Raw genomic sequence first — 14,694 nt, 5'->3', positions numbered from 1 at the left:
CTATCTTGTTAAAATTATACTTATATTTTAATGATTTTTTGTTTTCAAATGGATGATAATATGGCAAATTATACATTCGTCCCTGCTTACATCAATTTCCACATACACTTTTAGAGCTGTAATTATAGAAAAGCATTACAACTCGTTTCTCTGACTCCTCAAACTTAATATACCCCTTCATTGCTTTGTATTTCTTTTAGCTGTTTGGTAAGGAGGTTTAAATAGTGTCTCTTCAGCTCCTGATATTGTTTAGATTCTTTTAAGGTGGTCCCAAATCAATTTCGGACATCCTTCGTGCCATTTTTGGATAAATATACCTTAACACTTTGTAATTGGGCAAAAGACAACTTTACGGTCATTTCAATGGGAAACTTTATGCCTCTAGGATTAAAATACTTTTTAAAAGCATCTTGGGATATAAGTTCGGCGGATTCTAATACCCGATACATAAATTTTCCTAAAATTAAATCATACGCTAGGTTATCGGCAGTTTTTTCATTTTTCATAATAATACTCCTGTTCTTAATTTACCACAGGAGTATATAAAACGAATAAACCCATCACGAGGACGGGTTTAAATTGATTCTAGTTCCCATCTTCCAAGCATTAGCACCTTGCCCTTTGGTAGGTTGCTGTGTAGTCATCAGGCTTGCCCCTCGTACACTCTTTATGGTTTTTATAGTTTAGCACTAACCAAAATTACGTATCAACCCACCTAAAGAGATAGTAGATTAAAGTAATGAAACTCCATATTTTTGAATGACATTTTCAGAATCCAATCCTGACATTTTCTTTCCCATTGCATTTTCTATCAAACTTAATATTGATTTTGTTCGTTTAATAAAGTAACTATCAAAATTATTGGTTCTTATGTCCTCAATTGAAATGCAATGAGATAGTAAATTTTCATTTAATTTAGAAGGGTCTGTCATAGTTTCTTCTATTTTTGATAAATAATCACTAGGTGCTTTTCCGCCAATCATTCTGTTTGTTTTAGCAGATAAGGGAGTCTTATTTACTATTGAATTCCATTTGTCATCTTGCAAGCCGAGTTGTTCTTTTAAACAATAATCTTTAGGAAAGATATGATGAATATCTACTGCTTTATCTATAAAATATGTTAGGTTCATACTAGAGCCAGATATAAAATCTTTAGCATTTTTCATAAACAAAGCCATTATTCCCTTGTATGCGGCAGAACCTCTTGTTTGCAGGGACAGTAAGCGGCAAGGGTCAAAATATGCTCTTTCTATTGTTGTTGGGGGTTTATTAGAGCCATTTATCCAATCCATAAGTCCTACTATATCTTGAGCATATCTAGTTTCATTGGCTCCGCCATACAATTCACCAAATATCCCACACCAAAACCATTGTTTAATTTTTTCTTTTACATTTTGATAATGGAACTTGTCTCCCAATGCCGCAATCGTCGCGCTCAAAGGAATAAGTTGAGTTGAATAAGGTAAGTCTCTACTGCTATATATGCATAATTCATTTAAAAATTTAGCCGCTTCAATAAATGCTCTTTCAAGTATATCCGCGTTTTCTTTATAATCATTCAGACGTAATTCCAAGACATTTTTCTTTTTACAAAGAACAGCATTACTATTATCTTTTGAATATGCAATATATTTGGTAAATAGTGTCATTGCTGTTAAAAAATCAGTTGCTGTTACGGAAGATAGCACATTGCTATTTTTAAAGTTTGTCTTCCGATGTTCCCAATCTTCTCTTAACTTAAATCCATCAGAAGCAAATAGTGCCGTTACTAACTCAAAAACATTTAAAGCAACGCCACCTGTATTGACATTTTCGAAAACTTGACAGACGGCTTCCTTGGGAGTATCTTTTGAAAGAGTAATAACTGGTATATGATAGTTATATATTTTGTTTCTTACCTTGTTTTCGAACTTCTGAATAATATCAAAATATGTTGTTAGATTAGTTAAATCTTTGCTTTGGTAATAATTAATATATGCATTCTTCCAGTTAGAATAAATTATTTCATCAAAAATAATATTTACGGGAATATATTTTTCGCTATATTCTTTTTCTGTTGTTGATAAATCCAAATCAACATTTTTCCCGAAATTGCTTGTTATTTGTTTCTTTTCATTAACACTTATTACAGCATTGTCCCAATCAATATGGTCTTTCGATATTTCATCTAGATTAAAGTAATAATATTTCTTTACCTTTTTACCTTGTTCTGTTTGTGTTTCAACAGGTTTTTTTAAAAACATAGCATTTAATATAGACGTTAATCGTTGCTGTCCATCTAAGGTCAGGCTTGTAGGTCTTACATCTTTGTTTTCGACCCCCGTAAATGGTCTATAACTAAAATTTATTTCACCGCCAGTCGCTAAAAACATAATTGCGCCGACAGGATAACCATTGGCCAAACTTACTATCAAAGATTTAATTCTATTATCATCCCAGACCCAATCTCTTTGAAAATCTGGCAATTGTATATACCCGTCTTTTAATTCTTTTAATAACTCTTTTAATTCTTTATCTTGAGAGGCCATTTGTTTCTCCTTAAATTTAACTGTACTGTTTAGATGTGAATACTGGAATGAAATCGGTCTACAAAGTCATACAATGGTCCTGTATTCGCGAAAATAGATGTGTAATCGTGATAAGAAAATGGTTCATCTTGAAGGTCTTGTGGTTCAATATCTCCATTGGCACGTACAAAATTGACGATTAACTGTAAAAATTCTTGTTGGGCCGAATTAAAATTATACTGGTTGATATAGTCGTTAAACAATTTAGATATTACCTCATTATCAAGCCCTACAATTTGACGTACAAATGCCCCTAAATCTAGTCCGTTTGCAACCTCGTCATACTCTTCTTTTGTACCCAGTTTTTTCCATAAAATGGTTTGAAGTTCTTCAATATCTTGCTCAGTTAGTTTCTCTAAGTTATGGATTTTGGCAATAGCCCCTTTGTCTACGTTATCCGCCAAATAATCCTCTACCCGTTTGCGGTAATCTTTGAATTGTGGAATAGGTGATTGCCCATCTTTTTTAGTAACCACAAAGTCCGAGAAATTAGACGTAATTATTTCGCGCTTGTTCTTATCTAAAAATTGTAATAATGTGCGTACTTCCTGACGGAGTTGTTCTAATTTGGTTAAAGTAACCCCTTCCCAAAAACCAACTTGCAACACGCTTTCCAAAAAATCTTTTTTGGCCGCTATAGCAGGTACAGTCAAATGTTCCAGTAATTCCGAACAAATCTTCGTTACTTTCTGAACGGCCTGGGAATAATCTTTGTCGCCCGCCAATTGGGAAAGTTCCATATTGAATACCCACAAATCAAAAAGTTTTGCACTCTCGTCGGGGTCATCGGGGGCTATAAGGGGCGTAAGTTGCTTTTTAATCTCTTTGGCTTCCAACAAACTAATATATTCCCAACTTTTTTCAATAGAATATTTGTCTACGTATTTAAGGACTAATTTTACGTTGATAAGATTTCTGTTTAAGTGTTTAATCTTGTCAATGAGTTCGGCCTTATACTTTGCGTAAAAACTTTTTTGTTCTTCATTTTCTTGATGCTGATATTTTTGTAACTCGCAAACTAAATCTAACTTTAATTCAAACAGTTTTTGGCTAAGTGTTAAAGCCGCCTTAGGTTCCCGCCCGTCGGGATTTAAGCGGAAGAACTCAAACACATCACAAAAATCAAAGATATAAAAGCCCTGTTTATCATTATGGCGTGTTAAGACAGGTTCGGCTCCTTTCTCAAAATAATCACGGGAAGGCGAAAACACATCTAAATCCTTGCGTGTACGCGTGCCGCGCCCTATCATCTGCCAAAACTTAATTTGAGAAAATACACGTTTAAAAAATACCAGGTTTAACATTTCGGGTACGTCTATCCCTGTATCCAACATATCCACAGACACGGCAATCGTCAAATCACTTTCAGGGTTGGCAAATTCATCAATTAACGTTTGGGCATAGTTGATGTAATTATCAATCAGTTTGCAGTAGTCGTTGCCTTTCTCTGGGTACAGGATATGAAACCGTTTTACAATTTCTTCTGCGTGGCGGTGGTTATAGGCAAAAATAATTGTTTTACCCAGTTTGTCGCCGCCTTGTGTTTTTAATCCTTCTGTCATTAGGGTTTGCAATACGCGGTCAATGGTATCTTGATTTAAAATGGTTTTTTGGAAGAGTTTAGCATCTATTTCTTTAGGGAAAGTACCTTCTTCTGTAAACAACGTTTCATACTGTGCTTTTTCTTCGTCTGAAAGGTCTTTGTATTTAAGCCCATTTTTTAAGATGTTTGTAGTACGTTCAAATGCGTGGAAATCTACCAAAAACCCTTCTTTGACGGCAGTTTTATAGTCGTAAGCAAAAGTAGGTTCGCCCTTGGGCAAATCAAACACTTCATACGTGGATTTTTCAATCTGTTCGCGCGGGGTGGCCGTTAAACCCAAAATAAGAGAATCAAAATAATGGAAAATGGCTTTATATTTGTTGTAAATAGAGCGGTGGGCTTCGTCCAATATAATTAAATCAAAGTTGGCAATGCCGTACTTTTTATCTTCTTTATCAATGATATTAAGCATTGTTTGATACGTTGATAAAGTGATTTTGGCATTATAATCCCGTGTATCTTCTTTTTCTTCAGATAAGATACAAAGCGGGCTATCGGGTAAATGTTTCGTAAAAGCATTGGCGGCTTGTTTTACAAGGGCTGTGCGGTCTGCCAAGAATAGCACTTTGTTGGCCCATTTTGCCCGCTGTAACACGTCCACAATGGAAATAGCACATCTTGTCTTACCCGTACCTGTAGCCATCACTAATAGGGCTTTACGGGCCTTTTTATTAAACGTTTCACATACAGCGGTGGTGGCTTGTTGGATAAAAGGTCTGTCTGAAATGTTTTTGTCTACCCGTGTGTCTTTTATGTCCGACAAATCCCGCCTGTTTAACAGGGATTGTAGTTCTTGCTTGCTATAAAACCCATACACTTTACGGGCAGGATACCCTGCACAATCTACCACGTGGGTAGAATAGCCGTTGGTATAGAAGATAACAGGCCGTCTGCCCCATTTCTTTTCAATACAATCGGCGTATAACCGCGCTTGTTGGGAACCTGCCACTTCATCCACAGAGGTTTTTTTGGCTTCTACCACGGCCAAAGGCACACCGTCATTATCAAAAAGTACATAATCAGCAAACCCAAAACCTTCTTTGTTGGGCATCCCTAGCAGTTTAACTTCAATACACGCTAGTCCCGCTGTAGTTGCGCCTGGGGTTTGACAAATCTGCCAACCTGCTTCTTTTAAGGCTTCGTCAATATAGAGTTTGCGGGTCTCGTATTCAGTAAAATCTATGGATGACTTTTGTTCAATACCCTGCACAATGTTATTTTTGTATTTTGTCAGGGTTTGTACGTCTGGCGTGGGTTCTTCTTTAGGTAATTGGGTAGCCTTTTCTGTTTGAGGTTTAGCGTTATAAATGGACGAATCAAAGGCGGGCACATCTTTACACGCCCCCATTAAAAACAGCACTTGTTTGACGGCTTCGTGCAAGGCCTTTAAGCATCCACGCGCTAGTTTAGGATAGACCTCTTCCTGATGTGCGCCGTTATTGCCCACTTTACGCACAAAATGCACGCAAGAAATTAACGATTCATCAAAATAGGCCTTAAATTGTGCATCTTCAATCAGCGAAAATAGGTTGCTACCCTCTGGATACCCGCCGTATTTGGCAGTATAGAAGGACTTTATCAGATTTTCCAACGCTTTACGGGCAAAAATAGCACTCATTGTGGGGTTGGAAACAACATATTCCTCTGCCCCCGCGCATAAAGAGTAAAGTGCTTTAAAGTCCGTCAGTTCTTTTAGAAAATCAAAGTTTTTCATTTAAAATATTCGTCCATCTTTAGGGCTAACAATTCCTGTAAGTCCTTGATTTGTATTTTAACAATTTCTTTTGCCTTTTCCACTTGTTGCACAAATTCAGCAAATTGATTTTGTTTCTCTACACAAGGAACGGGAATTTTTATCTTTTCTACATTTGATTTAGAAATTTCTTTAAATGTAGTGCCTGTACCTAACGAATTTAAATAAGTTGTATTGTATTTTAGTAAGACGTATAAGAAAATCGGATTTAATTTTTTACCACATTCAAAATTTTTAAACCCTTGATTACAGGCCATGGGTTTTCCCACAATGCCAACTTTTCCTATAGGTGCACGTGTGGATAACAAAACGGTATCACGTGGCATTATGGTCAACGATTTTGATAACTGGCCTTGTTTGGTAATTTTTCGGGTAGTATCATAAATGTAATATGAATCAGATTTTATTTCAGCGGGCGTTATCCAGAGAATATCACCATTCCAGTTATCGGCATTTGTAGTTGAAGGTGTTGTACCTGTGTGTATTTTGGCCAATAATCCTAAAGATTGCCAATCGTCTGAAGCTTTACTCATATCTAACGTACCAAACATTTCAGTAAAGCGAGATTGAATGAGTTCATCTAATGCTTTTAATTGCTCTTGCTTTACCTTTATTCCTTGTTCTATGTTGTCCAAAATATTGGCTATTTCAAGTTGTTGTTTTAATTCTCTTTTGGGAATTTTTGTATTTTTATAATTTTTATAGTAAATATGTGGAATAGTTGCCCCTGAATAGGAAGAACCTAATTTCAAAGACCGTACAAGATACATTAAATATTTAACATTGACTCCGTCTTTTGGAAGTAGACATTGCATTGTACCAATAAGCGAAGATTTTGCAGGATAGGTATTGGTTCGCCCAATTCCAGCCCCATCTTTGATGATGCCTACATACTCATTGGGCATTTGGTAAGAGTCCATAAATCCAACTAAACCCGCGGCTCCAAACACAGGATATTTGCCTTTTTGATTGGCAACATCTTTAACAGCAATATTTTTAGTATGAGGAGTACATAACTCTGAAAGTTCTATATATTCCATTTCTAAATTCCTTTGCCAATTTCCGCCATCACGTCTTTAAACTGTTTCTCAAGCGTGGTAATGGAGTTCAAAATATCTTGTACGGGCCGAAACTCTTGCTGAACAATTTCCCGTTCGTGGTATTTATTGAAACTAAGCACATAATCGTTCTTAACAATTTCATCTTTGTCCACTAGGAACGATTTATCTTTGCGGGTACGTTTGGCTTCCCCTTTTAGGTTATGGAAGCGAGCCACAATATCGGGGATGTCGTTATCGTCAATAGGGTCGCGCTTTTTGTTGAGGGTCAAGCCGTCATTTTCCATATTGTAAAACCATACTTTACCTGTTCCGCCAGAGTTAGTTTTAGTAAAAATCAAAATGCCCGTTTGTACGCCTGAATAAGGTTCAAACACCCCAGAAGGCATAAAAATAACGGCTTCCAATTTTTGGTTTTCTACTAATTCTTTACGCAGGATAGTGTAGGCTTTTTCATTAGTGTTATTAAGTACGCCCACAGGCACAACGGAAGCACAACGCCCACCTACTTGCAACAACCGCAAAAACAGGGCCAAAAATAAGAGTTCCGTTGCTTTTGTACCGCCGCTAATTGCATTTAAACTGTTGGACACGGTGGATGGCTCTAAACTGCCTGAAAAGGGTGGGTTGGCTAAAATCAACGAGTATTTGCCCTTTTCATCATAATCTTGGGAAAGCGAGTTGTTGTATTTAATAGTAGGGTTATCCACGTTGTGCAAGGTCATATTCATACAGCCGATACGGAGCATATCGGTATCTGTATCAAACCCCGTAAACATCTCATTATGAAAATGAGTTTTATTTGTTTTGTTAAAAAGTTCCTTTGAATAATGGGCTTGGATATACTGAGCGGCAGAAGTTAAAAAGCCCGCCGTACCCATAGCAGGGTCCACAATGGTATCTTTAAGTGTGGGTTGCACCAGTTCCACCATCATCTGCGTAATGTGGCGAGGCGTTCTAAATTGCCCGTTATCTCCGCTAGTTGCCATTTTGGATAGCAGGTATTCATAGCAGTCACCCATTAAGTCCTTATTACTAAAGCCGAGGGTTTCATCACTTAAAGAATCCACCATCTTGCTTAAAATATACGGCGTAGTAACGGCAAATTCTGCCTTCTCCATAAAATTAGCAAATGCGGTGGCCTTGTCCGACTTTAACTGCTTGATGAACGGGAACACGTTGTTTTTAAGGTTATCAAACATTTTTTTAGGTTCAAAATGCTTGAAAGTAGACCAACGTAAATCCTTATAGGGAACGGAAATTTTATTGTCTTTATCCGTGTAAGTGCCTGACTTAAAAATGGGGTCTTTAAGGGTGGCTTTAATACCGTGGGCGATTTGGTCATTTACGATACGCTCTTGCTTGATTTGGTTATCGTCCAAACTTTTAATGAAAATAAGATAGGTAATCTGCTGAATATCTATCCACGGGTTCGTCATTTGGTTGCTCCACATAGCATTCCAAAGTTTATCCAGTTTGTTTTTAACGTCTCCTGTAATCATAACCGCCCCTGTAAAGTGTTTTTTTGTTTCTTGCTTACATTTTAACATATAAGATTAGAAGGTAGGATGGCAAATTAGCTGATGGCAAAAATAGGACTTTATGTCCCGCTGGAGTAGGTCCATTGGCCCTATTTCACAAAAATTATATTTGCCATAATAGGAATACTGAAAGTAATAATCATCGTGTAGTTCCTCGTGAAGTATGTCGTGTACTCCCAAGAATTTTACCTGATGTTATATTTCTAACTAGCAGTTTAAAATAATTTACGTTTTAGTATTACATAGAACGGATAGAGGATTTTTTTGTCTAAAAAGCCCCTGAAGTATAAGGTGAAAAGTGATAATAAACGCAGTATTTGTGAATAGAAGTTGAGTTTGGTTTACACTTATATATTAAGTAGAAGGACAAGATAGAAGATTGTAATGAATTTTGTGGAAACTAAAATCATTTCATAATGCCAAACAGAGAGCAAATAACGTTTAAAATTATCTATCTTTCTAAAGAAAAATTAAAAAAGGTTTACACTTGTATATTTGTTGAACACTAAAAGGTTCCCAGAGCAAAAGTCTGGATTTTAACTGAAGAGGTGTCAACAAATATGATTGACCGAATGAAAGGTGGAATTGAACCACAAGATGTAAAAGAAATATGGACAGGAAGTATAGAGTTATTGAAAGAAGACCAAATTATGAATCCGAAAAATAAACCCGTTGTGTATTATCATCGCCAAAAACATCAGTTTGTTTTTGATGTAGCCGTACCTAGATGCTTATTTGGAAATAATCTAGCAGAAGCAACAGATGCAGACTTAGATAAAATTGTGTTGGAAATTCAAGAGGCATTCAGATATAAGGGATTAGACGTGTCGAAAGAAGCCATCTATAATGCAGGGATTTATTACTTAGAGTACGGCAAGAACATTATTTTACCTATCAATGTGTGCTTGCTTGCCTTGTTTAAGAGGCTAGGGAAATGTTTAACCAAAGGATATAACGCCCCTGCATTTCATCACTATAGAAAAGGTAGACAGAATGGTTATAAGGTTGGTGTAAGTAATGAGGGAAAAGATATTGGTTTCTACGATAAAACAAACAAGGAAATTGTAAGTAAAAGCAAGCATAATAATTTAAATAAAGAAATCTATTGCAATTTGCTGAAGGAAGGAAAGCAGGTGCTTAGATATGAGGTCTCTTTTTATGGTAGTTCTGCCGTTAATAGTTACCTATCGAAGTTTAAAAAATGTGATGGGAAATTTACTTTACGTGATGTGTGGGATAGTAAATTGGTTCACCAGGTTTTAGTAAGTTGCCTGGGAGACGTAGTGAATAATCTGCCTCCCGCAGGCTGTTCTAAAGAGACAGAACTTAGGCAGATAAACCAGGCAATTAAACAAGGAGTATCTGCTAGTGATATTTTGCAATATACAGGGCTTACTTCATTAGAAAGAAGACACGGGGCATATACCATTAAAGAAATTTTTAATCCCGTAGAAAAGAGATATGGCGGGCAGAAAGCACAGTATGGTCAGTATGCAGAAGCCAAAAACAAACAAAAAAAACTAAGTGAACATTTTAAACCTAGGCGGGAATATTTAATCAAGCGAATAGTACGAACTGTAAATAATTTTAGACCTATTCGGGTAGATGACCAAACCAATGAAGTAATTGAAGATTAGCAGAAATATTTAAAGGAGTAACAATGAAGGACTTAATTAAACAACTAGAAGAGTATAGACTTAAAAACAGACTTACACAGAACGAATTAGCCAAAAAGTTAGGTGTATCTTGTGTATCCGTCAACAAATGGCTTAACGAGCATACGCAACCCCAAAAGTTGCAAATTTACCAAATTGAACAACTGGTAAAGACTCAGGAAGTAAATGATAAATGAGGATGTATATTATGTGAGAATAAGTAAGAAAGCAATAACAAGTACATAGAAAGGAAGTGAATATCGTCAAGGGTACGAAGTAGACTTGACAAGGTTACAAGGTAACCTTTAAGAAGGAAATTAATAACAGATGAATTGTACTAGATTCTTATTCAACACAAAATAATGATTTAACTTGTGTAAATGTTTTGTCCCTATATATGGAGCACATATTACACAAAACATAAAGAGTAACCGATTTATTTTATTAAAGAGGACAAAACATTGCAACATCTTAAATCATTTAGAAGGGGTAGAACCAGGCACATTCATCAAAAATAGAAGGAGAACAATACAAATGTTTAACAATACAAATCCCTTAATGGATGTAAATGAAGTGGCCGCATATTTACATCTTTCCCCAAAAACCATTTACTCAAAAAGGACTCGTGCGGAATTTCCTAAAGGAACTATAGTTAAGTTATCTGGGAGACTTCTCTTTAAACGGGCGAAGATAGAGCAAATGGTAGAAGATGCTACAGAAGATTCCTTCAGCCACTCTTAAGCGGGACTCGGTTATTTGGCTTGCTCGGACTCTAAGAACCGTTTCAGAGCCAACCGAATAACCGAAGATAAGTTACGGTCTTCCCGATGGGCATAATCTTTGGCTTGTTTCAAAAGTTCGTCGGGAAGTGTAAAACTTATCGTTTTAATTTTTTGTTCGTTATCTTGTTCGGACATATATAGATAATAGCAAATTTGATTAGATATGAAAATATAATACTTGACAATATCATATATTATTATGTAATATGATATTATAATACTAGAGAATATTAGATATGAAAATTTATCAAAATGAAAAAGGACTTTACGGAATTGATTACTATGATGAGACGGGCAAAAGACATCGTCACATTGTTGCTACCAATGAATCAGCCGCTAAGGAAGAATTGGCTAAACGCACCAATTCTTTCTATAAAGCAAAAAATAACCCACGTTTAATGCAAGAAAGCCAACTATTCAAAGATATGGCTCCCTTATTTATTAAGCATCATATAGAACTGCGTCCTTCTAAACAAACCTATATGGCAATGTTTGAGAAAATTTTAGGTCACTTTGGTAACTATACCCTAAAGGAAGTAACTCCATTAGAAGTACAAAGTTTTTACAATCAAAAGGCCTTAGAAACCTCCTACGCAAATGCTGACCGCTACTTTGGCATTATCAGCAAGTTTTTTAATTGCTTAAGCGACTGGGACAAATACAGCGGACCCAATCCCTGCCACAAAGTTAAAAAACAACACGATGAAGAACCTTTTGAACCTCATCCAATTAATGAACAGGAGATTCAAAAACTTTTACCATTTATTAGCGATGAAGTACGGCCTTGCGTAACTATTGGGTTTTATACGGGACTTAGACGGCAAGAATTGTTGGGCCTACGTTGGGAAAATATTGATTTTACCCGTAAGACAATTTTTATTCCTAAAACTAAAACAGAATGCCCTCGCACTTTGGGACTAACCTCAGATATAGAGCGAATTTTACAAGGACTCAATCCACAAAAAAGTGGCCTTGTGTTTGAAAAGATAACTAAAGACAAATTAAAATACCAACTCAATAAGGCCTGTGAAAAATCAGAAATCGGCCATATAAGACCGCACGATATGAGACACTCATTTGCGGTGAATTTTCTAAACCGTGGCGGCACTTTGGAACATTTACAAAGGCTCCTTGGGCATAGTAAAATTACAACCACACAACGCTATTTGCGGTTCAAAACGGGCGAAATTGCTAGCAAGATGATGGTAATGGATGGAATGATTCCACTTAACATTGTATAGGGGAAATCCGTAATCTACGCATAAACTACGCAAAATATGCGTATTTTGTGCGTAGTTTATGTTATAATAGTTTCATAGGAGCGAATTATGTATATCTATCAAAATGAAAACTGGCCGCACTTTACGTGGAACAAAACAAAGATTTTATCTCAGCTTGCACAGGTAAAACTGTCGCAAGGGTTGTTATTGGGTAAAATGCAAAACATCGGGTTTGCTATGCAGGATAATGCCTTGCTTCAAGCGCTTACGGAAGAAATTTTAAAATCTAACCAAATTGAAGGCCAACTGTTAGATATAGCACAGGTTCGCTCCTCTATTGCACGACGTTTGGGGTTGCCTAATGAGGATATTCCCGTGGCTCGCAATGTAGATGGCACAGTAGAAATGATGCTAGATGCTATTCAGCACTATGATGCTCCTACTAACAAGGCGCGTTTGTGTGCGTGGCATCAACATATGTTCCCCGAAGGCAAGAGCGGATTTTATACCATTAAAGCAGGTGATTATCGGGATGATAAACTAGGCCCTATGCAAGTAGTTTCCGGACCAATGGGTAATGAAAAGGTACACTATGAAGCCCCTGCCGCAACTGTACTGGACGGCGAAATGGAGAAATTGTTTGAATTTATCAATATGGACGAAACTGACAACGTTCTCAAAGCCGCTATTACGCACTTATGGTTTGTTATTTTGCACCCGTTTGACGATGGAAACGGACGTATTGCCCGTGCTTTGACGGAATTATTACTGGCACGGAGCGAATCTTCTGCTAATCGGTTCTATTCTATGTCTTCCCAAATTGCCAAAGAGCGTAAAGAATATTATAAGCAACTGGAAATTACACAGCAGGGCGATTTGAATATTACCGATTGGCTAGAGTGGTTCTTGCAGACACTAGAGAAGGCCATCAAAGATTCGGACGAACTTTTAAAAACGGTACTGGCTAAAGCGACCTTTTGGAAACAGCATCAAGGCGAAACTTTTAATGACCGCCAAAGCAAGATGCTCAATATGCTCTTTGATGGCTTTACAGGTCATTTAACCAGTACCAAATGGGCTAAAATTTGCAAATGTTCCCACGATACTGCCTCCCGTGACATAGCCGACTTACAACAGCGCGGCATTTTAGGGCAGATTGGGGCAGGCAGAACAACACATTACCGATTAAAACTCAAATAAAAACTCTTTCATTAATATATATATTAATGAAAAAATTCACTTGATAAATAGATCTCTTTTGTGATAGGATTTATTCGAGAGGTTTTTCCACCCAAATAAAATAAGAGGTAAAAATGTTAATTAATTTTGGTTTTAAAAATATGACTTCTTTTAAAGAGAAAGCGCAGCTTTCATTAGTGGCATATAATAAGTTAAAGACCAACAGAGATGCCCTGGTGACCGTTAATAACACTAATGTATTAAAAGTTGCTTGTATCTATGGAGCTAATGCTAGTGGAAAAAGCAATCTTATCCAAAGCCTCATGGCTCTTACTTCACTATTTGGAAGTGTGGGTGAAAAGGATATTCCAATTTTGACGAAATTATATATTCCATTTAAACTATCGACAGAAACCGAGAATGCTCCAACATCGTTTTTTATAGATTTTTATCTTCAAAAATTAGAAACAATTTTTCATTATGAGTTTTCCATATCCGCCAAGGAAATTGTTTCCGAGTCCCTTAGTATATTAGGGCAAAAAGACGTCGTTTTGTTCCAACGAGAAAAGGAAAAGATCTTATATTCTAATCCAGAGAAATTCCCTGAAGGGAAGAACATCAACTCTTTGAAATTGCTACGTAAAGATGTATCTGTATTATCCATATCGTTTTTACTTAATGGTCCAATTAGTAAAGAAATTGTGAAATTCTTCAGACAAATTACTCGTGGCAATTCAAACTTTCGTAGAGGATTAACAACTAAAATAAGCGAAACTGAACTTCAAGATATTGCATTGGCCCTTCAAAATGCTGACGTTGGGGTTAGTGGTTTAGGGATTCATACATTATCTGAATTGGCAGCGACGCAACAAGAAATATTCGAATTACAATTCAAACATATCAAATATAACAAAGAACGCTCGCCTATGGGAGAAATTACATTTTCGAGATTTGAAGAATCCGATGGGACAATGCGCTACATGGACTTAGTACGCTCTTTATTCGATCTCAAAAAAACTGGCGGAGTACTTTTAGTAGATGAATTAGAGCAATCTTTGCATCCTTTACTGGTAGAAAATTTAATACAAAAATGCAATAACAAAACAAATAAGAATATACAGCTTATTTTTACAACTCATAATACAAACTTATTGCATCCTAATTTATTCCGAAAAGACCAGATCTACTTTGTTGATAAGAACAAATATGGAGAGTCTTGTCTATATTCATTAGTGGATTATGCCAAAGAAGCACGTCAGGATGTAAATTGGGAAGACCGTTATCTAGGTGGCATGTATGGTGCAATCCCTGTATTAAAAACTTTTAGGATATAGCC

12 protein-coding genes are annotated in these 14,694 nt (G+C 36.4%); 6 read left to right on the top strand and 6 right to left on the bottom strand.

The window, feature by feature from the left end:
• Positions 1–275 precede the first annotated feature (275 nt).
• From E7027_03295 to E7027_03275, 5 genes are all read right to left on the bottom strand, one after another.
• Positions 276–506, bottom strand: a complete 231-nt coding sequence (locus E7027_03295) for a hypothetical protein (GenBank protein ID MBE6421146.1) — start codon at positions 504–506, stop codon at positions 276–278.
• Between the two features lie 225 nt (positions 507–731).
• Complete coding sequence (locus E7027_03290) at positions 732–2,528, bottom strand: DUF262 domain-containing protein (GenBank protein ID MBE6421145.1); 1,797 nt, start codon at positions 2,526–2,528, stop codon at positions 732–734.
• Positions 2,529–2,557: 29 nt separating this feature from the next.
• Entirely contained in the window at positions 2,558–5,884 is a 3,327-nt protein-coding gene (locus E7027_03285) for a DEAD/DEAH box helicase (GenBank protein MBE6421144.1), read from the bottom strand.
• A complete protein-coding gene (locus E7027_03280; GenBank protein MBE6421143.1) occupies positions 5,881–6,963 on the bottom strand; it encodes a restriction endonuclease subunit S in 1,083 nt (360 codons plus the stop codon). The genes E7027_03285 and E7027_03280 overlap by 4 nt, the downstream gene beginning before the upstream one ends.
• A 2-nt stretch (positions 6,964–6,965) precedes the next feature.
• Complete coding sequence (locus E7027_03275) at positions 6,966–8,483, bottom strand: SAM-dependent DNA methyltransferase (GenBank protein MBE6421142.1); 1,518 nt, start codon at positions 8,481–8,483, stop codon at positions 6,966–6,968.
• A 599-nt stretch (positions 8,484–9,082) separates the two neighbouring features.
• Between E7027_03275 and E7027_03270 the strand changes: the two genes are divergently transcribed.
• The 3 genes from E7027_03270 to E7027_03260 all read left to right on the top strand — a co-directional run bounded on the left by E7027_03270 (position 9,083) and on the right by E7027_03260 (position 10,918).
• Positions 9,083–10,159 carry a hypothetical protein gene (locus E7027_03270; GenBank protein MBE6421141.1) on the top strand — a complete coding sequence of 359 codons (1,077 nt, stop codon included), beginning with the start codon at positions 9,083–9,085 and terminating at the stop codon, positions 10,157–10,159.
• A 23-nt stretch (positions 10,160–10,182) separates the two neighbouring features.
• The gene (locus E7027_03265; GenBank protein MBE6421140.1) at positions 10,183–10,374 is read left to right on the top strand and encodes a helix-turn-helix transcriptional regulator; all 192 of its coding nucleotides are present in this window, start codon (positions 10,183–10,185) and stop codon (positions 10,372–10,374) included.
• A gap of 337 nt (positions 10,375–10,711) precedes the next feature.
• Positions 10,712–10,918, top strand: coding sequence for a helix-turn-helix domain-containing protein (locus tag E7027_03260; GenBank protein ID MBE6421139.1), 207 nt, complete (start codon positions 10,712–10,714; stop codon positions 10,916–10,918).
• An 11-nt stretch (positions 10,919–10,929) separates the two neighbouring features.
• Here E7027_03260 and E7027_03255 read toward each other — a convergent pair whose 3' ends face one another.
• Positions 10,930–11,094 carry a CopG family transcriptional regulator gene (locus tag E7027_03255; protein MBE6421138.1) on the bottom strand — a complete coding sequence of 55 codons (165 nt, stop codon included), beginning with the start codon at positions 11,092–11,094 and terminating at the stop codon, positions 10,930–10,932.
• 101 nt (positions 11,095–11,195) lie between these two features.
• On the opposite strand from E7027_03255, the gene E7027_03250 reads away from it, so the two are divergent.
• The 3 genes from E7027_03250 (at position 11,196) to E7027_03240 (ending at position 14,692) form a co-directional block, all read left to right on the top strand.
• Positions 11,196–12,200: a site-specific integrase gene (locus E7027_03250; protein ID MBE6421137.1), complete on the top strand. Its 1,005-nt coding sequence runs from the start codon at positions 11,196–11,198 to the stop codon at positions 12,198–12,200.
• Positions 12,201–12,287: 87 nt separating this feature from the next.
• Positions 12,288–13,379, top strand: a complete 1,092-nt coding sequence (locus E7027_03245; protein MBE6421136.1) for a Fic family protein — start codon at positions 12,288–12,290, stop codon at positions 13,377–13,379.
• Positions 13,380–13,492: 113 nt separating this feature from the next.
• The gene (locus tag E7027_03240; GenBank protein MBE6421135.1) at positions 13,493–14,692 is read left to right on the top strand and encodes an ATP-binding protein; all 1,200 of its coding nucleotides are present in this window, start codon (positions 13,493–13,495) and stop codon (positions 14,690–14,692) included.
• Positions 14,693–14,694: the final 2 nt, after the last annotated feature.

The sequence above is a fragment of the Elusimicrobium sp. genome (assembly GCA_015062115.1).
Taxonomy (GTDB): Bacteria; Elusimicrobiota; Elusimicrobia; order Elusimicrobiales; family Elusimicrobiaceae; genus Avelusimicrobium.
The sequence above is the reverse complement of the archived record's forward strand: the minus strand, read 5'-3'. Positions and strand labels throughout refer to the sequence as shown.

Coding starts and splice junctions, on each gene's coding strand:
- E7027_03295 (MBE6421146.1), bottom strand. CDS start 506: ATGAAAAATGAAAAAACTGCCGATAACCTAGCGTATGATTTAATTTTA.
- E7027_03290 (MBE6421145.1), bottom strand. CDS start 2,528: ATGGCCTCTCAAGATAAAGAATTAAAAGAGTTATTAAAAGAATTAAAA.
- E7027_03285 (MBE6421144.1), bottom strand. CDS start 5,884: ATGAAAAACTTTGATTTTCTAAAAGAACTGACGGACTTTAAAGCACTT.
- E7027_03280 (MBE6421143.1), bottom strand. CDS start 6,963: ATGGAATATATAGAACTTTCAGAGTTATGTACTCCTCATACTAAAAAT.
- E7027_03275 (MBE6421142.1), bottom strand. CDS start 8,483: ATGATTACAGGAGACGTTAAAAACAAACTGGATAAACTTTGGAATGCT.
- E7027_03270 (MBE6421141.1), top strand. CDS start 9,083: ATGATTGACCGAATGAAAGGTGGAATTGAACCACAAGATGTAAAAGAA.
- E7027_03265 (MBE6421140.1), top strand. CDS start 10,183: ATGAAGGACTTAATTAAACAACTAGAAGAGTATAGACTTAAAAACAGA.
- E7027_03260 (MBE6421139.1), top strand. CDS start 10,712: ATGTTTAACAATACAAATCCCTTAATGGATGTAAATGAAGTGGCCGCA.
- E7027_03255 (MBE6421138.1), bottom strand. CDS start 11,094: ATGTCCGAACAAGATAACGAACAAAAAATTAAAACGATAAGTTTTACA.
- E7027_03250 (MBE6421137.1), top strand. CDS start 11,196: ATGAAAATTTATCAAAATGAAAAAGGACTTTACGGAATTGATTACTAT.
- E7027_03245 (MBE6421136.1), top strand. CDS start 12,288: ATGTATATCTATCAAAATGAAAACTGGCCGCACTTTACGTGGAACAAA.
- E7027_03240 (MBE6421135.1), top strand. CDS start 13,493: ATGTTAATTAATTTTGGTTTTAAAAATATGACTTCTTTTAAAGAGAAA.